General features: G+C 45.6%; 13 protein-coding genes and 1 pseudogene. 6 read left to right on the top strand and 8 right to left on the bottom strand.

Translation table 11 applies throughout. From position 1 onward, the window contains the following. Nucleotides 1-50: 50 nt before the first annotated feature. Nucleotides 51-995 carry an amidohydrolase family protein gene (locus WJR50_RS29585; protein WP_341296942.1) on the bottom strand — a complete coding sequence of 315 codons (945 nt, stop codon included), beginning with the start codon at nt 993-995 and terminating at the stop codon, nt 51-53. A gap of 163 nt (nt 996-1,158) precedes the next feature. Here WJR50_RS29585 and WJR50_RS29580 point away from each other — a divergent pair, with 163 nt between their 5' ends. After that, nucleotides 1,159-2,226, top strand: a complete 1,068-nt coding sequence (locus WJR50_RS29580; protein ID WP_341296941.1) for a PKD domain-containing protein — start codon at nt 1,159-1,161, stop codon at nt 2,224-2,226. A 7-nt stretch (nt 2,227-2,233) separates the two neighbouring features. Continuing rightward, nucleotides 2,234-5,356 carry a PQQ-dependent sugar dehydrogenase gene (locus WJR50_RS29575; RefSeq protein WP_341296940.1) on the top strand — a complete coding sequence of 1,041 codons (3,123 nt, stop codon included), beginning with the start codon at nt 2,234-2,236 and terminating at the stop codon, nt 5,354-5,356. A gap of 3 nt (nt 5,357-5,359) precedes the next feature. Here WJR50_RS29575 and WJR50_RS29570 read toward each other — a convergent pair whose 3' ends face one another. From WJR50_RS29570 to WJR50_RS29560, 3 genes are all read right to left on the bottom strand, one after another. Further along, entirely contained in the window at nt 5,360-5,524 is a 165-nt protein-coding gene (locus tag WJR50_RS29570) for a hypothetical protein (RefSeq protein ID WP_341296939.1), read from the bottom strand. A 205-nt stretch (nt 5,525-5,729) separates the two neighbouring features. Next, nucleotides 5,730-7,715: a DUF8034 domain-containing protein gene (locus WJR50_RS29565; protein ID WP_341296938.1), complete on the bottom strand. Its 1,986-nt coding sequence runs from the start codon at nt 7,713-7,715 to the stop codon at nt 5,730-5,732. Between the two features lie 158 nt (nt 7,716-7,873). After that, nucleotides 7,874-8,788, bottom strand: coding sequence for a hypothetical protein (locus WJR50_RS29560; protein ID WP_341296937.1), 915 nt, complete (start codon nt 8,786-8,788; stop codon nt 7,874-7,876). A gap of 705 nt (nt 8,789-9,493) precedes the next feature. Here WJR50_RS29560 and WJR50_RS29555 point away from each other — a divergent pair. Next, on the top strand, nt 9,494-10,792 hold the full coding sequence (locus tag WJR50_RS29555) for an enolase C-terminal domain-like protein (protein ID WP_341296936.1): 1,299 nt from the start codon (nt 9,494-9,496) through the stop codon (nt 10,790-10,792). 2 nt (nt 10,793-10,794) lie between these two features. On the opposite strand, the gene WJR50_RS29550 is transcribed toward WJR50_RS29555, so the two are convergent. The 4 genes from WJR50_RS29550 to WJR50_RS29535 form a co-directional block, all read right to left on the bottom strand. Then, nucleotides 10,795-14,148, bottom strand: a complete 3,354-nt coding sequence (locus tag WJR50_RS29550) for a VCBS repeat-containing protein (RefSeq protein WP_341296935.1) — start codon at nt 14,146-14,148, stop codon at nt 10,795-10,797. A 10-nt stretch (nt 14,149-14,158) separates the two neighbouring features. Next, nucleotides 14,159-15,631: a RagB/SusD family nutrient uptake outer membrane protein gene (locus WJR50_RS29545; protein ID WP_341296934.1), complete on the bottom strand. Its 1,473-nt coding sequence runs from the start codon at nt 15,629-15,631 to the stop codon at nt 14,159-14,161. Nucleotides 15,632-15,649: 18 nt separating this feature from the next. Continuing rightward, entirely contained in the window at nt 15,650-18,733 is a 3,084-nt protein-coding gene (locus WJR50_RS29540; protein WP_341296933.1) for a SusC/RagA family TonB-linked outer membrane protein, read from the bottom strand. 214 nt (nt 18,734-18,947) lie between these two features. Further along, nucleotides 18,948-20,270 (bottom strand): mandelate racemase/muconate lactonizing enzyme family protein, encoded by a 1,323-nt coding sequence (locus WJR50_RS29535; RefSeq protein WP_341296932.1) that lies wholly within the window; start codon nt 20,268-20,270, stop codon nt 18,948-18,950. A gap of 96 nt (nt 20,271-20,366) precedes the next feature. On the opposite strand from WJR50_RS29535, the gene WJR50_RS29530 reads away from it, so the two are divergent. From WJR50_RS29530 to WJR50_RS29520, 3 genes and pseudogenes are all read left to right on the top strand, one after another. Continuing rightward, nucleotides 20,367-21,299 carry an RraA family protein gene (locus WJR50_RS29530; protein WP_341296931.1) on the top strand — a complete coding sequence of 311 codons (933 nt, stop codon included), beginning with the start codon at nt 20,367-20,369 and terminating at the stop codon, nt 21,297-21,299. 292 nt (nt 21,300-21,591) lie between these two features. Next, nucleotides 21,592-21,819 (top strand): annotated as a pseudogene (locus tag WJR50_RS29525) (transposase); the annotation flags it as partial. A 54-nt stretch (nt 21,820-21,873) separates the two neighbouring features. Continuing rightward, nucleotides 21,874-22,173, top strand: a complete 300-nt coding sequence (locus tag WJR50_RS29520) for a transposase (RefSeq protein ID WP_341296963.1) — start codon at nt 21,874-21,876, stop codon at nt 22,171-22,173. Nucleotides 22,174-22,285: the final 112 nt, after the last annotated feature.

Here is a 22,285-nt window from a genome sequence, read left to right as displayed (position 1 = left end):
AAAAGTTTTTGCTACGAAACGGTTTGCGCTTCCCCAACCGGTAACCGAATTTACAAAAGATAAGCCCTGGCTGCATTCTGGTAGAAAATATCTCTTAATTCTTGCTTCTTGAAGTCACCCAGTACTTCATCCAGAATCTGCAACCAGTGTTCAAAAGTGCCGCCTAATGTCAGTACCGGCCAGTCACTGGCGAACACCATCCGTTCTGTACCGAAATAGTCAATGGCTGAGAGTATATAAGGTTTGAGTGTCTGGCTGTTTTTCTGGTCATCCTCGCAGCGGGTGAGCAGCCCGGACAATTTGCAGTACACATTGGGACGCTCGGCTACGGCCTGCATAGCTTTTTGCCAGCTTTCATTCTCACCCTGCTTTACATCCGGAAGTCCTAGGTGATTGATGACGAAAGTCATGTCAGGAAACTTATCAATGATGGGTATAAATGCCTTCAACCCTTCTGAACCATAGTGAATGTCCAGGCTGAGTTGGTGCCGGTTCATCAAATTTAGACTTTCCTGAAAAGCGTAGGAAGCAACCATTTCATCAGGATCTCCCATGCGCCGTATACCTTTGACCAGTGTATTATCTGCCAGTTTTTCCAGGTCGGCCTGCACTTCAGACCCTTTTTCAATGGGAAAGAAAGCTACAATACCGGCAATTTTATCTTCCTTTTCAGCCAGTTGGCTGATCCAGTCGGATTCCTGGAGGTACTCTTCGGGAACACGACCGCTTTCCACGAACACAATTCTTTGCAGCTCATAGTTACTCGTTGCCTTCAGGTAATCATCCGGAACAAAATTACGGCTGATAGGAGAAGAACGATCTTCCAGCCAGGGATATTCCAGGCGATCCAGCTCCCAAAAATGCACGTGCGTATCGGTGATAGGAATGTCTTTGAGGCTGGAAATTCTGTTGTCGGAAAAGCTGGGAAAGGTACTGCTCACGAGACCCGCGGTGAGCCCCAGACCTTGTTTAAGAAATGTTCTCCTTGGCTGCATTGTGCATTGTTTTAGGCTGAAAAAATCTGTATTATTAACTGAATCTAACAATTTTTAGCGTAGCAACTACCAACGTTCAAGTAATTTCACTTTGTCACAACCTAAACTAATTATTTGCTGCCTCAGGGTTTTATTGCTGTGTTACCTTTGCCCAGTCAGCCTTTTGGCTCAGGAGATTGTCCCCAACCTGCTTCGCCCTGAGCTTGATCTTCATATTTTTCAGTTTCCCCGCGACCAGATACCCAGAATTGATGGTAAAGCAGATGACTGGGAAATTTATCCGGATGAACTGATTTACGGCACCGACCTGCTCAAAGATACGGAAGATGGTATGGATTATCCGATTGACACCACCGACCTGGATGTGAAGGTCAGAGTCGGCTGGGTCAAAGGACTCAACCGCCTGTATTTCCTCTACGAAGCCTACGATAATTTCTGGGATTTTGAGCGCTTTAATCCCCGAGGCTACATGAACGATATTTTTGAGATAGTGGTGGATGGTGACCTGTCGGGTGGTCCTTTTATTTTTAACGAAATGCTGCAAAACTCCAACCGTATGGGGGATGCTCAGGCACATATTGCCACCCACCTGCGTTTTAGTGGGGTACATGCGCAAAATTACCATATTTATACACCTCCTGTCAATGGCGCCTGGACACTGGTGTGGGGCAACCAGCCCTGGATCTCGGAATTTCCCCAGTCCAATTACGCTTTTGACTACAGCTTCCGGCAGGGAGAAAGCGGTAAATTGATACTGGAGTTCTGGATCACGCCCTACGACTATGCCCCCCATGAAGGTCCTGAAATGGCTAAGGAAAGTCAGTTTCGAGAAAACGAATACATCGGCCTTTCGTGGTCTATCCTGGATTTTGACGGAGCCCAGAGAGAGGGGCACGTTAATCTTTCTCATAATGTAGAAATGGTCAAGAATGCTTCCTACCTCTGTGCGTTTCGTTTGCTGCCGCTGGAAGCTCGCTTTAAGCCCAAAATTAAGGCAGACTGGACTTTTGAAGTGATAGACGAAGAACGGCGGCTGGTGTATTTTAAGAATGAATCGGTAGGAGATATTCAAAACTGGCATTGGGATTTTGGAGATGGTAAAACCTCGGATGAACCCAGCCCCCTTCACCAGTTTGATGAAGCTGGTGTCTATCATGTAATTACTCTTGAAGTAGAAGGTTCGGAAGGAACCTCCCGAAGAACCAGGTATTGGGAAGTGATGTTGAAATAATACAGGTATGCAGATTAACAGTAAGATGATTTTAGTACAAACTCAGGTATACAGGCAACTGCTGGTGTTCTTGCTGTTTGCCTTCACTCTGGCTTCCTGTGGCTTTGCTCCTGACAGGGAAGGCTTACTGATCATCTCGGGAGAAGAAAAAAAAGCAACAACTAATTGGCTAAACCTGAATACCGGTTTCATGAATGGGGATCTTTCCTGCCTGGCAGAAGACAGCCTGAAAAAATACAGTCAGCTCCTGCTCTCTGACCTATCGGCAGATAGCCTCACAGCCGCCCAACAGCGGATTATTGAACGATTCGTTAGCCAAGGCGGACAATTGTATTTCTGGCAGGTGGATCTGAAATATCAGCGTAAGTGGCCATTGCTGGAAGATCTGATGCATAAGAAAAAAAGAAGTAGCGAAAAGGCTACTAAACTGCTGGCGACCAGCAAAGAGGATATCCAGACTTATGCCTTTGGCAGGGGCACTATTTATTTTCTGCCTGATGAACTGCCGTGGAACAGTCAGGAACTTACAGACATGTTCACCCAAAATGCTCAGAAGGTGCAGTGGAGCACTGAGTCTTCTCGGGTAGCCTATCCTGATTCTAAACGTTTTACTTATACAACCCTTTTCTCTGGCCTGAATGAACCCATGGAAATTGAGGTGCTGCCCAACCGGGATATTCTCCTGATTGAAAGAGGCGGCGCCATCAAATACTATAACCAGCAGGATGATGAGATTAAAACCATTGGTCAGGTGCTGGTCAACAACAGCCAGTCCAATGGCCTGAACGGGTTAGCAGTTTATCCAGATTTTCACAGCAAGCCATGGATTTTTCTTTCTTACTCTCATGCTACAGAACCGTATCAGTACATTTCCCGCTTTTACCTGGCAGGCGACAGTCTGATTATGAATTCTGAAAAAGTGATTATGAAAGTACCCCATAATCCTGACGATGCCAACCATGCCTCAAATGCTTTGGAATTTGATGCTGAAGGAAACCTCTACATCGGCTTCGGCGATTATACCTGGCAACCGGAGGGCTATGCGCCCATAGACGAGAGGTTGGGAGAAGTACGCCGGGATGCACAGCGAACTGCGGGAAACTCTAACAATCCTTTGGGGGGCATATTGCGAATCCATCCCGAAGAAGACGGCTCCTATAGCATTCCAGAGGGAAATCTTTTTCCCGAAAATGATTCGCTCAGTATGCCGGAAATTTTTGTCAAAGGGTGCCGAAATCCCTACCGCTTTTCAATTGACCCTGCCACACAGTACCTGTTCTTTGGCGACGTAGGGCCAGATGCCACCATAGACAGTGAAAGAGGGACGCAGGGTTACGAGGAGATCAACCTTGCGAAAGAAGCTGGCTATTTTGGCTGGCCATACTTTGTGGCTCATAACATCGCCTATCCTGATTATGACTATGCCAAGCAGCAAGTTGGGGCGCCCTTTAATCCTGCTGTTCCGGTGAATGATTCTCCTAATAATAGTGGGTTGAAAGACTTACCTCCGGCTCATCCGGCTATCCTCTGGTATCCTCGGCAGCCAACCAAGGAGTTTCCTGAAATGGGACAGGGAGGTATGAATATCATGGTAGGGCCAGTATTTAGAAGTGATCAGTATCCTTTTTCGGATCAGAAGCTTCCTGATTATTTTGACGGAAAACTGATCTTTTATGATTGGGTACGAGGGTGGGTGAAAACAGCCAGCCTGAATGAAAATGAAGAAGTTGAACAGGTAGAGCCCCTGATAGACACGCTTCACTTTGCGCATCCTACTGATATGCGACTAGGACCTGAGGGTGCCCTTTATGTACTGGATTACGGATCGCAGAGCTATGCCAGAAATCTGGATGCCAAAGTGGTCAGGATATCCTATGCCAGGGGAAACCGAAAGCCGGTAGCCCAGATCACCACCAGCCAGACAGAAGGTGCAGTGCCTTTACAACTCAGTCTTTCTGCAAAAGAATCATACGATTATGATCAGGACTCACTGGAGTACAGTTGGGAAATAGAAGGTAAGCGTCTGTCAGGTAAGGATATCCGCTATAAGTTTGAAGAGCCGGGAGAGCATCCGGTCAGGCTGCTGGTAACCGATGAGCAGGGGGGAGTAGCAGAAAAAACTATTACGATCATGGCTGGCAATGCACCCCCACAGATATTTTTTAACACCACTGAAAACCGTGCCTTTTACTGGGATAGCTTATCCTATTCCATAGAGGTAAAAGATCAGGAAGATGGCAGTTTGTCAGGGTCACAGATCGCTGAGGAGGATGTAAGGGTTCTTTTTTCTTACCAGCCTATAGGCAGCGGTAAAGGTGGCACAGACAATATGCATGATCTACAGGACGGTAAACTGCTGGTGCAGGAGAACGGTTGCGTGGCCTGTCACAGCCTGGAAACTCGTTCTTTAGGGCCATCTTACACCGAAGTAGCCCGGCGATACCGAGGGCAGGATAAAAATGCTATGCTTATGCAGAAAATCACCCAGGGAGGGCAGGGCAACTGGAACATGGGCAGAGCTATGCCCGCGCATCAGTTTATTGAAGAAGCAGAAGTTCAAAAAATGGTTATCTATATTCTTTCTCTGGCTGATCAGCCGGTTACAGAAGAGAAAAAGACCTCCGGCATATTGCATTTTGATCAGGGTAAAACAGATGCATCCGGCGTTTATCTCTTAGAGATAAGCTACCGGGATAAAGGGAGTAAGGAAATAGGGCCTGTCACCAGAACCAACAAATATACATTCATCCCGCCAAGGCTTAGCGCCTCCTCGGCCGACTACTGGCAGGGAGTAGCGTTGCGGGTAAACGGAAATTCACTTGTACAGGAAAATGGAGGCTACCTCATGTATCGGCATATTGACCTCCGACATATCAGCCATATTAGTGTCCGCCTCAGGGCAATGATCAGTGGTACTCTGGAAGTAAGGCTTAACGAAGCTCAGGGAGAAATAGTAGGCGTACAAGCCATTGAAGAAAATACGGAATGGCACGAAATAGAGGTGCCCATCCAGGATACCTCTACCCAGCAGAATCTGTATTTTGTTTTTCGTTCCGATCAGCCTGATCTGCCTACCAACCTATTTATTACCGATACCTTTCTCTTCCTGCGCAAAAAGCCAAACATTTAAAGCCTACTCTATTGCTGTGCGGTACTTGTCTACGTACAAACCAATCTCATGATAAGGTATTTCCTCAAAACCAGGGAGGCTGTCGTAAACAAATGAATAGGGCTGAACACTAAAATTTTGATTTTCAGCATTTTCAAATACTTGCAATTGGTCTTGTCCGAGAATCATGTTTCGTCCTACCTGGATTTCTCAAGAGCTGTTCCTTCGTACCCGGATTTTGGTCATTACCATCGGTTACCACATAAAACTCATTTTCTGTTGCGTACAGAAAGTGTTGAGGAAAATCAGCAAGACAAGCAGGCTGAACTCCTATATTGTTGATTATCATTCATGGAATGAAGGGTTTAGGATGTTATGACGAAAAAATGAATAACTACTTATGCTGCCAAGGAAATGCGTAAGTCGGCTGATTCACATATCGCTCATGCACCAGATTTAGCACAATGGACGCTGAGGGAGGAAGTTCCAGAAGAAAATACCGACCGTCAATGGTGGTAGTTTGATTGCTGCTTTCCTCTCCATAATCTGTCATAAAGCTCGCCTTTTCAAAACTATGTTCTCCAAAAGCTCCAGCCTGCACCAGCAGGGACTTACTTTCGGTCATACTGAGGTTGACTACTTCTACTGTGAGCATTTCAGCTGAAATATCGCTAACCAGTGCCGCTACGTCCGGAGGAAGACCTGGACGTTTTGCCTCAGCATCAAAGTAGCGCACGCTAGCTCTCAGGAGTCCACCGAAGTAGATACTTTGCGGAGCGCCCATGGTAGTTTGTACCAACGCTTTGGTCAGTATCGGATTGTTAGGATGCAGATCATCTCCCTCAATCATGACTGGGTCTCGTTCATCTTTATGCATGAAGTCTACCCTACGTATGACCTCCTGTAAATCCGCTTTGAGCGCTTCTACCGGCCAGTCAGGATTCTTGCCAGCGTAGTACATCAGCCGGGCGTATTCACTTTTGCCCAAAGAGCGATCACCGATGCTCATTTCCTGAGCAGGATCAAAAGCTTCTCCTTTTTCCCAGGTTTTATTATCTAATTCTACTAAAGTATTCTGCCCCCACATACCTTCATCAGACAGCGGACGGTATTTGCTGCCTTTTAGCAGCTTCTCTACCATCTGCCAGTCTTCTTCAGCCAAGGAGGCATGCCAGAGGTGGGTCAGGTCTCTCGCCATCATAGGGCGATAGCTGTACCAGCCTTCTTTTTTCATGCGGAAAGGAACCAGCATTTGTCCCTCTTCAGTATACTGAGCCCGGTTCATCAGCCCCTTAATTTGTGAACGAAGCAGGTCCAGGTACTTTGGATCTCCCGAGAGAAGGTAAGCGCATTCGCTGGCGTTGGACATAGCAGCAAACATCATCATCAGACCATAGCGGGCGTACCAACCATACAACCCGCCCCACCATTGCCCATTACGATATTCACCTATTTTTCCGCTCAGGCCGATGTTATCCGGCAGCAGACCATCATTTTCTTCAATACGCTGCATCCAGGTATCCACATAGTCCAGCACCCACTGCTTGTACTTTTCTTCTCCGGTGTAGAGGTATGCATTAGTAATCAGTCCAGTAATCCCCAGGTTGACCGGTACATCTGTGCGGGTAACGACCTGATCGTAAAGAGTTTGAACTTCCTCCGCCCTCTGTGGATTTTCGTTCCATTCGGGCTCCAGGTTAGGCTCAACGGGGTAAAGTGAAGCGTGTCCGTAACGCAGATTATATACCGCACTGGAGGAAGCCAGTGGGCCTTCGCTACCGGTAAAAATAGATTTGACCAGGGTATGCTCCGGGTCAAAGTTAGGAGCTTCCGGATCTTCGTTGAGATAAAAACCTGCAAACCTCCTGGCGCGGCGGACATTAGCCGGTAGTTGGGGAGCTGCCAGCCCAAGGTTATAGAACAGTGTCATACCCTCGCTGATATGAAAAAAATCATCGTGACGAGGAAATTCTTTGTGCAGGCGGTGATGGTAATTGATGGAGTCCCGGTAAAAAGTTGTATTGGTGCGGGTGATGGCATTGTAGGCCAGCAGGGATTTTTCATAGAGGTACTTATCAGCTCCTATGGTATAAAACTCCGGCCAGTTGTAGAACATCTCATATACATCGTCATATGGTCCCTCTCCGTAAATGCTACCATCCTCCCGCATGAAGCGAGCTACAAAGAAGGGGGCCGCCTCTTCCATTGTTCGGATAAGCTGCCGCTGAACGATGGCCCATTCCGGTGGTGCTTTCACCTGGGTGGCTTTGATGCTAGTTAACTCATTCAGAAAATCTGTGTAACTATCTTTTGTTTGGCCGTGAAGTAAGGTCGTAGAAAAGTTGAAGAGTAGCAGCGAAATGATAAAAATGTTTCTCATGATGGTTTTTAGCTTGTTGCTTTTGATGTTTTATTCTTCAGTAAGTCCGATGGAACCCTAGAGAATTTTCTGAAAGTCTATTTCATCAAAATTCCAGGGTCCTGATAGAATTATCCTTCCTCCACATTTATATAATCAGGAGTCTCCTCCAATATAGATTAATTGGTGATAGTCAACTTGGGAGTACCCACCATTTCTGTAAGGTTAAGCCATTCTCCTCCGTGATCTGCCTCATCGCTGAAAGTACCATCCTGCTGGTTGATGTTGATATTAAGCAGATCATAGGAGAGATAATCGTCGGATACATTTATATCAGGAAAAAAAACCCCGATGAAGTCATGGTAGTTTATATCCAGCCCAAATCCTGCTTCGGTAATTCCTGCATCTCCTGAGATGTCCTTAAAAACCGGATGACCATCCTTACCAATACCCCTATTTTTAAATAATTTATTACTGGTCAGGGTTTGTTGGTCGGTGTGGATTTTATTAATCTGCTTTTCATAAAACTCAGTATTGGCAGCGTTTAACAAATAAATATCAATGTCCTGATCCCGGTCAAAATCAAAAAAAACAGCATGGGGGATGTATCCGTCGTAGTCAACCGCAATCTTTTTAAACTCAGGAATGCCTATGGTATTATTCCCCTGATTGACAAATTGCAGATTCCCTCTTTTTGCTTGTTCTAATCCTGAAATTCCCAAACAGAGATCAGTTAAATGGTCGTGGTTGATATCCACTACGGAAGAAATTCTGGTGAGCCAGCGATCGGTACCACTTTCTGAAAGGAGCATAATATCCTCAAACCTAAAACCTCCTAGGTTTAGATACAATCTGCTGGAAACCATCTTACCTCCAATGTAAATGTTCGGCAGACTGTTGCCATTGAAATCCCCAATGCCTACCTCTCCATGATTATAGAAATAGTTAAAGTTGAAGATATTGGCTGAGTCGGTGGGGCGCAATTGGTAGATAAATTGAATGCTATGTTCACTCAGGGGTATTTGTCTGAAACCAGGCTCATAGCGATACTGACAAGCACCAAAAATAGGTGCTGTAATTAGTACGGTAAGCAATTTTGACTGATAAGTAAACACGGGTATTACTTAGGGTTGTGTATCTCAATAAATTAATGGAAAAAGTGGAAAAACGTAATGAGATTGAAGGCAATTTCTGCTAATTGTCAAAAAAATGGAGGGAGTTGCAAAAAGATTAGAATTTAATTTTCAAAAAAAAATCTAAATTACTATAAATCAGAAAATGCCAGTGATTTTTAAACAGCTAATTTTTGTATTTTTTCACTGCTGCTTAATCTTTCACCTAAACTATAGCACTATGAGATCACTCATTCGCAGGAGAGAAAGTCTTTTTACCAAGAGTTGACCCAATCACGGATTGAGTATAACAATACTGTACATTTGTATTTCACCATTTTCAAAGACCCGCGAAATCCCGAGTTGCTCAATAATCCTGACTTTCATACTTCAGTATCTACATGGTACTCCGATCAGAGTCTTTACCGTCGCTGAGGAAGGAAAGGCACCGAACTGATGACTTTCAATATGGGCGAACTGTTAGACTTATGCCGTAAGTATGAAATACCTGTTACCATCAACGTGCATCCTTGACGTACGGAAGTTTGGTTAGGTGAAGTAGAGGAGCTGCACGTCCAGCACTGGCAAAGACAAAAAAGATAAGACCAAAGGTTCAAGGCTACTGTCAGGCAGGTAAAAATTTGAGTCATTCAAAAACTGAATTTACAATACCTAAACTATTTTCTCATGTACACCAACAACCGTAGAGATTTCCTAAAAAAGTCTGCACTGGCGGCTGGAGCTGGTATGCTTCCAGCTAGAATTCGGCAATCAAACGTACCCCGAACAGCTAGATACAGCCCGCTGGAGGGAATTAGCCGTGAAGATGTCAAAATTACGGATGTTAAAGCTACGCTGCTTTCCTTCAAACTCCCCAATGATCAGCAGTGGGTAAGCTCTACATTCCTGGTACCCAAAACCGATGCCTTCCTGGTAGAAATCTTTACCGATCAGGGGATAGTGGGTATCGGTGAATCCAGTCCTTACCGGGGTATGGAGCGTATGAAGAAGTATGTTGAAGAGATCATTCGCCCCAATTTGATGGGGAAAAATCCTTTTGACGTAGAATTACTTACCGCCAGCAGTGAAGCAGCCTGGGCTGGCGTAGATGTCGCCCTCTGGGACATCATTGGCAAAGTAAAAAATAAGCCGGTGTATCAATTGCTGGCCGGAGAAGGCGACACAGATACCCATATTCGCATGTACGCCAGCGGCGGGGTTCAATTTGCCTGGTACGACAACCCTAATCAACTCATTGAGGAGGCTCTGATGCATAAGGAGAAAGGCTACACCGCCTTCAAGTATCGCCTGGGCACAGACTGGGAAGCTGATGGTATCACGGTAGATGATTTTGTGCCGCTGATCGCTAAGCTCCGGCAGGAGGTAGGCGATGACTTTGACCTGATGCAGGAACACAACATGCGACTTAACCTGGAGCAGAATCTGGCTATGGCACCGGCACTGGAAGAATATGATATTTTTTGGCTGGAAGAGCCCCTGAGTCAAAACCAACCGGATTCAGTGGATAATCATCTGAAAATTAAGGAAAGACTACCTACTGTAATGATTTCCGGTGGGGAAAATTTCAATACCCGCATGCAGTTCAAAGAGTATATAGACCGGGATGCTTTTGACATTGTGCAGAATGATGTGAACCAAACCGGGCTTACCGAAGGCTGGTACATCGCTCATATGGCGAATTTAAAGAACAAATACTGCGTCCCTCACAACTGGCACGGTGGCCTTACCACCATGGCCAACGCCCATCTGGTCGCAGCGATTCCCAATCGCCTGATTTTAGAGTTGAACCAGACCTACAATCCTTTCAAGGAAGAAATTTTCAAAGAACCGCTGGTGGTAAGGAATGGCTATCTGGACGTGCCTGACCGTCCTGGTTACGGCATGGAACTGATTGATGATGTAGCCCGTAAGTTTCCTTATCTTGAGGGAAGCTGGGCAATTACCAATCCCAATTTATCCAACTGATTCTATTCTACCCAGGCTTGTTTCTCTGCCATGGCGGGCAGCCTGTATACCTTCAGACTATCCTGATTTCTGCCTACCAGCAGTAGAGTGGAATTTCCGGCGGTTTTCAGCAATTCCATATCCCTAACCTCTCCATGGGCCAGAAATCCACTTTCCGATAGCGAAAGAGGGCGAAAACCTCGTTTGCCTGTAGAGAGCAGTATCAGGCCGATCCCCGCATCATTCCTAGAGGTCTCAACCTCCCGGTCGTGATGGTTACCTGCCAGAATCAGATCATCAAATCCATCCTGATTCAAATCAGCAGCATTAATTGCCTGCACTGCTGAAATCTGTGCTTGGGTAGGAAGAAGCTGCAAGTTGAATGTTCCGTTTCCCTCGTTGAAAAGAATACAGGAGGCTAATTGGTTGACCTCCAGGTGGAGTAAGCTGTCACTGGTTTCATCCGCCAGAATCTGTTCCATGGTCATGCTGGCAAAGCTGTGGTAATCCGGAAATTTGCGCTGCCAGGAAGGAACACGCCTAAGTATTTTATCTCTTCCTTGTACCGGATATGAATTATCGTCTTGATAGTAAGCCATCAGAGCATCCAGCGAGCCATTATTATCAAAGTCAGCAGCCATCATCTCCAGGGGATGAGAACTGGAGGCTGAGTAGGGACTGTTCAAACCCTCATTGCCAAGCACCAAATCTATTTTTCCGTCCTGATCAACATCCTGAGCCAGTATGCTATTCCACAAGCCTGACATACTGAGCTTTTGTGCGTAATCAACAAAATCAAGATCACGGGCAGGCTGTAAACTGCCATTCTGGTTTTCCAATAACAATGGAGTCATCCAGTGGCCTATAATTAGCAGGTCTTCATCCTTATCTTGGTCAATATCTGCCCACACGGCATCGGTGATCAGGCCTTTAATTCCTAATTCTTGTTGACTAAATATGCCTCCTTCATTGATAAGCAGATAAGCGTTTTCTGCCTGAGGATAAGCTCCCGGAACTGAGGCACCGCCGACAAAAAGATCCAGGTCGCCATCTTGATCAAAGTCCGCCGATGCGATACAGGAATTGTTCTGAGGTAAATCAGGAAGTTTAGCAGAAGAGAAATTACCTTTGCCGTCGTTGAGGTAAAGCCTGTCTTTTAGATGGGGTGAAGCCGTTTCAAACTCATTACTGCCGCTGGCAACATAGAGATCCATATCGCCGTCCTGGTCGGCATCAAAAAATAGCGCATCAGTATCTTCATTGACCCGATCAACTTTCCAGACCGCTTGTTCTCTGGAACTAAATGTTCCATCGGAGTTTTGTAAATAAAGTTTACCCGAAAAGCCCTTACTTCCTCCGAAGTAAAAGTCCTCCAACCGATCATTATTCACATCGGCTATCGCGATGACCGGGCCGTTAGAAGACAACTTATAGGATAGGAGTGGTTCCCTCGCAAAATCATCAAACGCTTCTTCCTGATGTAGGATCTCTACCAGGTCCAACTGCTGTAAGCGTGCTTGACTTACCGGACTTTTATTATCTTTGTCTGGCATCTTAGCATCTTTCTGATCAATAAGAAGTAACTGATCGGTTGTCACATTCTTTAGAGTTTGCTGCTTACCGTTGGGCCAAAAAACTTCTACTTCATCAACCTGCTTAAGGCTGTCGGTACCAAAGTGTAAAATTGGCGGAACGGAAGATTGGAATCCACGGCTCAGGCTGAGTTCCTGATACTGTTGCTGATCCTGGTACCTGATATTAACCCTGGCTCCTAAGCCAAAATGATTGTCCTCTCTACCTCTGAATCTAATTTGCAGGAAATGCTTGTTGGTTTGCTGGCCAGCCACGTTCTCATAAACTGAGGCCTGGGCATTAAGATTATTCATCACAAGATCCAGATCACCGTCATTATCCAAATCAGCATAGGCTACACCATTGCTAGCACCCTGATAATCTATACCGAAAGATGAGGACACATCTTCAAAGCTCAGGTCACCGGCATTGTGGTAGGTATAGTTATGTAGAGGGGCTTCTGGAAAAAAACTCAGCATTTCAGAGAAAGCGGGTCGTTTCTGTCGGCTTTCGTTAATCCTGGTCCAGGCGTCTTTGTTCTGAATGTCACGAGCAATACCATTGGAAACGAACAGGTCCTTCCAGCCGTCATTATCCATATCAAAAAATAAAGCAGACCAACTCCAGTCAGTGCTGCTGACTCCAGCCAGTTGTCCTACTTCACTGAAAAGCGGTAGACCTTGTACATCGTATCCCTGATGAAGTTGCAAAGTATTTTGCATGTACTGGTAGTGATAGTCTTCAGCCAGCATCCTGGAGAATTTATGCCGGTTCATGCCCACCATATTCGCCTGGTAACGGTAGTGATCCGCCGCCCGCATGTCGGCGACAAAAATATCAGGAAGACCGTCATTGTTGTAGTCGGCAATATCGGCGCCCATGCTGGAAAAAGAAATATGCCGGGTGCTCTGTGGTAGCACGTCCCGAAAAGTGCCGTCCTGTTGATTGATATACAAAAAGTCCGGTTCAAAAAAGTCACTGCCTGCATAGATGTCAGGATAACCATCGCTATTCAGGTCGGCAGCTGTGGCACTGAGACCAAAGGCAAAATGCTGGATACCGGCTTCCTGGCTTACGTTGGTAAAATGATCCCCTTCATTGCGGAACAACTGATCGGATTCTTCGGGTAGTGGACTGAATTTATTTTTAAAAATTTCCTCCTGATTAAAATTAAAGCGAATGGAGTGATTGACCAGGTAAAGGTCCAGATCTCCATCCAGGTCGTAGTCAAAAAAAGTAGCCTGAGTACTATAGCCATTGTCGTTGATGCCCCAGTTGCGGGCTTCTTCTTTAAATTTCATGTCTCCCTGATTGATGTACAGCAGGTTATTCCGAAAACCTCTGTCGCCAGAGCGGCAAACATAAATATCCAGCAGGCCGTCATCGTTCACATCTGCCATGGTAACACCCGTTGTCCAGAGGTTCTGGCTGAGAATTCCCGCCTGCCGGGTGATATCTTTGAACTTTAATGATCCCTGATTGTGGTACAGCCTATCGCCTTCCATATTTCCAGTAAAATAGATATCCGGTAACCCGTCATTGTCCAGATCGCCCACTGCCACCCCTCCTCCATTATACATGTAGGGATAAGTAAGGAAATTTGTACGTTCGTTTTCACGAATCAGGTTGGCAAAATCAATTCCTGTGTTTGTGGGGCTTAAAGCTCTGAAAAGGGTAGGAATAGAAGTTGGGGTATCCTCCTGAGCAGGCTTACAGGAAAAATTGAGAAAAAGAAAAACAGCCAGGAAAAGCTGAAGGCTTTTCCTGGCATCTATATCTACTAATAAAACGTCTGATAGATACATCAGTTTAGTTTTATTCAGGGTACTGAGTTAAATTGGGATTCAGGTCAAGTTCTTCCTGGGGTATAGGGAAGTATTCATGTTGGCCTGTTTGCCAGCCCAGTGGTCCCAATACTTCCTGAGCACGTCCCTGACGCTTGAGGTCAAAGAAACGGTGTCCCTCAAATACTAGTTCTATCCTACGCTCATGATAGATTATTTCACGCAATGCTCCCTGTTCACTGATACTGATAGCTGGCAAACTGGCCCTGGCCCTCACCTCATTAAGTGGCACGAGTGCATCTGATGACTCTCCCAGTTCATTTAGTGCCTCAGCGTAGTTGAGTAATACTTCAGCATAGCGAATGATGGGGAAATTAATATCAAAATTGTTGACATCATTCAGGGGTTGGCCTTCCGGAAGAAATTTACGAACGTTAGAATCCGTAAAGAACACAGTATTGGAACCTAGCTCAGGTGCCGGAAAAGGGTCCAGAACACCGTCTCCGTTGAGGTCTATAGAATCATTGGCACCCACCAAAAGCAGTGAAGCTTTACGTCTCATATCATTTTCTTCAAAGGATTCAATGAGGTCAACACTCGGCGTAAACCAGTTGGCCCAGCCAATCATTGGACTCCACATTACACTGTAAAGATTTTCAGACTGTCCGCTCCAGAAACTTGGTGCTCTGGCTACTGACTGCATTTCAAAGATAGACTCTTCGCTATTTTCGTTGTGGCCATTGAACATGCTGCCGTAGTCTTCTATCAGATTATACTGGTTCAGGTTGATCACTTCCTCACTGGCATCAACTGTTTCCTGCCACTTTTGCTGGTAGAGGTATACCCTGCTCAGTAGGCCTAAAGCCGAGCCCCGGGTAGCTCTGCCCAGTTCTGTCGCATCTACGGGCAGGACATCGGCAGCTTCAATGAGGTCCTGCTCTACCTGCGCATAGACCAGTGCCTGATCAGATCTTGAAAGATTACTATACTCATCGCGGGTAAGTACTTCAGTTATCAGAGGAACATCACCGTAGGAGATGATCAGCGTAAAGTAGAAAAGCCCCCTCAGAAACTTTGCCTCAGCTGCAAACTGGCGCTTAATGGCATCATCCATGTCAATTTCAGGTAGCTTTTCCAATAAAATGTTGGCCCTAAAGATACCCCGGTATGAGTCGTACCAGCGAGCTGTAAAAAAGGGGTTATCGGGTACCCAGCGGTAGTCACTGATGGCTTTATAATGAAAGCCAAAGTCGCCATTGTCGCCGGTCTGTTCGTCTATGTTGTCAGAGGAAGACTCACCGAGCGGAAATATAGCATCCCGGTAATAGCCTTTCTGTCCTACAATATCATACACTGCAGTAAGTGCCTGTTCAGCGTCCTGGGCATTCTGGAAAAAGTTCTCGTCTACCACACCATTCTGGTATTCTTTGGTCACAAAGTCTTCGCTACAGGCTATCATGAGGAGTAGTAGTGAAATACAAACTGAATTTTTCAGGTATTGCATAGTTTTTAAAGTTAATGCTTAAAAGCTTACGTTTACACCTATTGTATATGTTCTTGCCTGTGGATACAGATCCTGGTCCAGGCCATTAGCAGCAGTATTATTACCGTCAAAGCCAATTTCAGGGTCATTGCCGCTGTAATTAGTGAAGGTCAGCAGATTTTGCCCGGCGATATAGGCCCTGAGCCTGGTAATCCCCAAGCTGGATAGTAACTCAGGTGACAGATTGTAGCCCAACTGAAGATTTCTTAAGCGAAGAAAAGAGCCATCTTCCACAAGGTGAGTTCCCACTCTTACATTCTGGTTAGGGTCGGTGACTATTGGTCGGGGGATAGAATTACTGCTTCCCGGGCCATTCCAGGCGTTGACCACGGTACTGCTTTTGTTGAAGGCCCTACCGGAAGACTCCCGAATTGACCTGCCCAGGTTGAGTATTTCATTACCTTGCACACCAAAAAGTTGGAAGTTAAGGTCAAAATTACCGTATTGCAGACTACCGTTGATTCCATAAGAAAAATCAGGTACCGGGCTGCCGATAATCTGGCGGTCGTCACCGGTGATACGGCCATCACCATTCAGATCTCGGTACCTGAAATCACCGGGAGCAGTGTCTGACAGCTGAAATGGTGTGCTTTCGTCTCCATCCACTGCGTTGGCCTGCCGTACTTCTTCTGGTGTCTGGAATAGTCCTTCAGTCACCAAGCCATAGAATACGCCCAGAGGTTGCCCCACTCTGATCAGGGCCACAGCACCCGAACCTGAATAAGTAGAAGCTACGATTTCATTCAAGATGTCAATATCTACGACTTCATTGTAGAAAGTAGTGAAGTTAAGTCCAATGTCATAAGTAAATTTGCCGGTTGCTTTGCGGTAATTGGTGCTGAATTCAAATCCTTTGTTGAGTAGTTCACCCACATTATCTACGGTCTGGGTGAGTCCGGAAATTCCGGCCAGCGGCAAGGTGAGCAACATATCGGTACGTGTTTTTTCAAAATAGTCGGCAGTGAAGGTAAGTCGGTTGTCCAGTAGCCCCACATCCGCACCAATACTCCACTCAGTAGCGGTTTCCCATTGTATATTTGGGTTTCCCAACTCTAGCAGTGCAGCACCTAGGCTGGAAGATCCGGTCTGATTACCAAAAGGATAATTAAACCCGGTATTAAGCGCTGCCAGGTATTTGAAATTTCCGATGGCATCAGAACCTACCTGTCCCCAACCACCCCGGAGCTTGAGATCATTGACAAGCTGCGAGTCAAAAAAGTTTTCTTCAGAGATTCTCCATCCGGCAGAAAAGGAAGGAAAGACACCAAATTTATTATTGGGACCAAATTTTGAAGAACCATCTCGCCGGACGTTGGCGGTTAAGAGGTAGCGCTCGTCAAAATTGTAGGTTAAACGACCAAACACAGAAGCCAGTGATTCTTCGGTAAAGGAGGTAGTGGAATTATTAATCAGCGCACTGTTGGTTACTTCGGTAAATGCATCAGAATCATATTCCGCATTGGCAGATATGGACCTGATATCAAAATTCTGGGCTGAAGTACCCACCATGAGAGAGAAATTGTGTTGGCCCAGTGCCTTTTGATAAGTAGCAAAATTTTCCCAGAGCCAAAAGGTAGAGTTAACAGCTGATCGGTTTACATTGGAGTACAGGTCCTCCAACAGTCCTTCATGATAAGGCGGTTCAAAGAAATAAGTATTGCGTCCGACAATATCTGTTGAGAAACTGGTACGAAAAGTAAGACCTTTGATAGGTTCAAAATTTACGTAGAGGTTACCCAGTAGCCGGTTTTCCACATTGTCTCTCTCCGGAAGTAATTCACGGGAGGCGGCATTTCTTCTTCTTTCCAGGCGTGTATCGGTGGGTCCGGCAAAAGTACCATCATCATTGTACACCGGCTGAGTGGGTAGCATCTGGTAGATTTCTGTGAAAGAACCATGAATAAAAGTACGGTTGCCTGAGCCATTATCATAGCGCGATGTACGGCTGAATGCCAAGCTATTTCCTACCGACCATTTATCACTCAGCTGATTATCTGTGTTGACCCGGAAAGACATCCGCTCATGAAAAGTTTCTATCATGATCCCCTGATTATTGAAATAGTTGGCTGAGACAAAATAGTTATGTTTCTCGTTGCCGCCGGAAAGTGAGAGCTGGTGGTCCTGTATGTTACCATTGCGCATCAGTACATCTTTCCAGTTGGTTCCCTCGCCCAGGGCGGCAGGGTTGTCAAAAGGGGCGTCCTGACCTGCTGCGGTGAATGCCTGGTTCATATTTTCGGCAAATTCCTGTGCGTTCAGGGGACGAGGCAGGTTGGTGGTGGGTACCTGTAGGCCGTAGTAGCCATTATAGCTGAGAGTAGGCTGTCCGGTGCTACCCCGCTTGGTAGTGATCAGCACAACACCATTGGCAGCCCTTGCTCCATAGATCGCGGCAGAAGCCGCATCTTTGAGCACCTCAACTGACTCAATATCATTAGGGTTTAATGAGGCTAGCGGATTAGTGGTTTCGCTATTGCCTGCGCCAACAATCACGCCATCAATTACATACAAAGGGTTACTGTTGTTGATCGCACCTATACCCCGGATACGTACGCTAATCCCCCCTCCGGGCTGACCGCTGTTGGATGTCACATAAACGCCAGCCGCCAGCCCCTGAATGGCCTGGTCAAAACTAGCTACCTGTACTTTCTCCAGGTCTTCGCCCGAGACCGAGGCAATGGCACCAGTAATGTTACTTTTCTTCTGGGTACCGTAGCCAACTACCACCACTTCTTCCAGTGAAGCAACGTCTTCAGTGAGTTGTACATCGATCTGGTTACGGTTGTCTACCTCTATCTCCTGCGACAGGTAACCGATAGAACTCACAATCAGAACAGGATTGTCAGACTGTACCGAAAGACTGAATTTCCCCTCTATATCGGTAATTGTACCGTTGGTAGTACCTTTTACAAGAATGTTGACTCCGGGAAGTGGTGAACCATTACTTTGATCGGTGATGGTACCGTTGATCGTTCTGACCTGAGACCAGGCCTGAGGTAAGCTGCTGAACATGAGCAATAACCAGCATACCAAAAGTAATTTGGATTGTGAACTTTTGTGCATAGTAAATATATTTGGTTGTTGTTAAAAGCACGTCTCAGCATAAAGCAAACCATTCATTCATTTTTCAAATGAATGAAAATCTCATAATATTAACGTTATATATGAATGGTTTTTTGATATTATAATAAGGTATGCATTCTATCATTATTATAATTCATTATTTTTTGCATATAGTAATACTGTTTTAGCAAAACAGCACCAAGCAATTCCTTACTTAATTTTTTGTTAATCTGGGATTGGGTTTTAGGTATTTTCCACTTACAAAAGGAAATTTTTTGTCTACGTCCTCAATGATTTCCGTACCAAATCCCGGCTTATCGGGGAGCTTCATATAGCCATTTACGACGACAAGCGGTTCCTTGAAAATTTCGTCTTTTAGCGGATTGAAAGTCTGGTTCAGTTCGCACATATGTCCGTTGGGCACGCCAGCTACGAAGTGCAAATTAGCCATGGTAGTGAGTCCGCCGTGCCAGTTGTGAGGACACTGAAGCCGTCCATAAAGATTGGCCATTTGTGCAATATGCCATCCTTCACTGATACCAGTAAAATTACAGTCAGATTGTATGATATCATAAGCACCGCTATTGATCCACTCCATCAACTGCAGCCGGTTGGTAAAACGTTCTCCACCAGAAATCATCACAGAGGGCATTGCCTCTTTAATCTGAAGGTGGCGTTCTACGGCTCCTTCTTCCCACTGGTTCATAGGTTCTTCAAACCAATAAAACTTCAGGTCTTCCAAAGCCGGAGCCAGTTGGTGTACAATAGCTTCCAGCGAATGGGAATGCTTTTCCAGCATCAGCTTAAAATCCGGCCCGACTGCTTCTTTCAGTTTACGTAGCACATCAATATGCTTTTCCAATGTCATACCGCTGAATTCCCAACTGGTGCCATTTCTTAACTTAAAAGCATCATAGCCTTCTTCCTTATAGCGTAGTGCTTCTTCTATCAACTCCTGTTCGCCGTTGCGATACCATGCATGGTTAACGCCACCACTGGCATATATTTTCATCCGGCCGGGAGGCTCAAAATCCTGTGCCAATAGCTTGTAAACGGGTTGTCCTTTGGCTTTACCAATGATATCCCAGCAGGCATTGTTGATGCCGGCATAGGCTGCCCTGGCCAGGTAATCCTGATGTGGACCACCAGCAGTAAAGAAGTCCATGTCGAAAGGATTTTTACCTTTTATGAAAGGCGTAATCTTGCTATCAATGTAGGCTTTTATTTTGTCCGGCTCGCTATAAGGACTACCTTCCCCAATTCCGACTATTCCCTGATCAGTATATACTTCTACAAGACATGCGTCAGTTTTCCAGACCATGTAATCTCCCACTTCCCAAAGTGTTCCTTCAGGGTGCACATAGGAAAGTGGAGTGATTTTAACATCTGTTATAAAGATCTCTTCCCGGCTTATTGCTGACAATGGATGAGGAATGATGCTCTCTGATTTGATAGTAGACGGCGGTTTTTTCTTAGAGAGTGCCAGAGGAGAAATACCCGCCAATGCAGCATTTCTCAAAAATTTTCTTCGCTTCATAGGTATGAATTAGGTTGTTGCTCAAGTATATTTATTTTTAATTGATGCCTGATCATAAAATACAGGTCTACTGAAACTACCAAATTTTTTACTGACATGAAATACAGACCACAAACCTATTTTCTACTTTTCTTCTTTTTCACTTTAGAGTTTGCTTGTGCCCAGCAACTCACCATGAGCCGTGAGGAAATGATTGCTCTTACACCTAACTGGGAGGGTGAAAGGTTCCCCGATGGCCGTCCCAGAGTTTCAGATGGTATACTGGAAAGAATGAAAAATATCTCGGTGGAGCAGGCGTGGTCGGTACTGAGAGGAGAAGGGTATACTCACCAGTACGAATATGGGTGGCAGAATATCCATCCCGGTGATGTACTGGTAGGTCGGGTATTGACCGCTCAGTATATGCCAATAAGGCCAGAAGTAAGAGCGCAACTGGAAAAGAAAGGGGCAGAAGAAGGACGTATTGGGGATATGGTCTCCTGGCCTATTGACATGCTGGAACAGGGTGATGTATATGTGGCTGATTCTTATGCTAAAATATTAGATGGGCCCATTATTGGGGATAACCTGGGCACGGCAATTGCCGCTAAATCTGGAAATGGAGTGGTACTTAATGGAACTGTCCGCGACTTGGATGGCCTGGCTAAAATTGAGGGCTTCACTTCTTTTATCAGGGGTACTCACCCGTCTTATCAGCAGCAGATGATGCTAACTGGTATTAATGTACCAATTCGTATTGGCCCAGCGACCGTAATACCCGGCGATGTAGTATTAGGTAAACTGGACGGCGTGATCTTCATTCCGCCGCACTTGGCTGAGAAGGTAGTCAAAACGGGAGAATTGGTGATCCTGAGAGATCAGTTTGGACATCAGCGACTACGGGAAGGTAAATATACTCCCGGCCAGATAGACGCTCGCTGGAGCGATGAGATCGAGAATGATTTTTCGCAATGGTTAGAAGCCCATATAGATGAGCTTCCTGTTTCCCGAGAGGAAATACAGGAGTTGCTTAAAACCCGTACTTGGTGATATTTAATACTGCTTAAAAACTAGGTAGTCGTAAAGAGTGTATGATAATGAATAAAAAGAAATGAATGCATTGTGAGGTAGTTATGTGCGAAATAACCATTCAACTCAAATGCGCTTATTGCTCAAGTGTCAGAGCTTGTTAAATTTTGAAAAAGCGGATCGGCGCATAAACTTTAGGTTCACCACAACTCAAAAGTTTATGCAAACACAATACATAAGACTGGCAGATCCACAATGGGAAATTATGAAAGAATATTTGCCTATCCAATAGAAGCGAAAGCGGCAGCCGCCGTACGATTTACGGGATATTTTAGACGCCATCTTGTGGTATTTACACTTGGGAAGAAAATGGCGCAATCTGCCAGAAAGCTATCCACCGTATGCCTGGGTGTACTACTATTTTAAGCGATGGACGCTCAATGGTACATTGGAGAAGTTGAATGCTCACCTGAATCGTCAGGAAAGAAAGCGGCAAGGAAAAGAAGAAACACCTAGCCTACTCTCCGTTGATAATCAGTAGGTCAAAGCCGCCCCTTTTGTTCAACAAGAACTTAGGAGTGGATGACCAAAATATATCAACGGACGTAAACGACATGTCCTGACCGACACTCTCGGCTTAGTGTGGGGTGGGGTAGTCCATGCCGCTAACCAAGCTGACGGAACCACGGCTGAAAGAGTGGTCGCTCCCTTGCAAGGATACCTGCACCGGATGAAAAGAATCTTAGCGGATGCAGCTTACAAACACACATTTATGGACTGGGTCTACGCTAATTTACTAGGTGTAGAGTGGAAATACCCTCCCGTTCCCTACCCCAAAAGGCTTCGTGCCTATTCTTTGGAGATGGGTTATGGAACGCACGTTTGGTACGATTAATTTCTTCAGAAGGTTGGACAAAGATGCGGGGGCCGCCCAATGCCGTTTAGTTAAGGATTTGGAATAGAGGATAAAGAGCATTGTTTGTAAAAGCGGAAACCTATTACAAACT

The sequence above is a fragment of the Catalinimonas locisalis genome (assembly GCF_038039535.1).
Lineage (GTDB): Bacteria > Bacteroidota > Bacteroidia > Cytophagales > Cyclobacteriaceae > Catalinimonas.
Note: the sequence above shows the minus strand (reverse complement) of the source record. Positions and strands in the feature narration are given on the sequence as shown.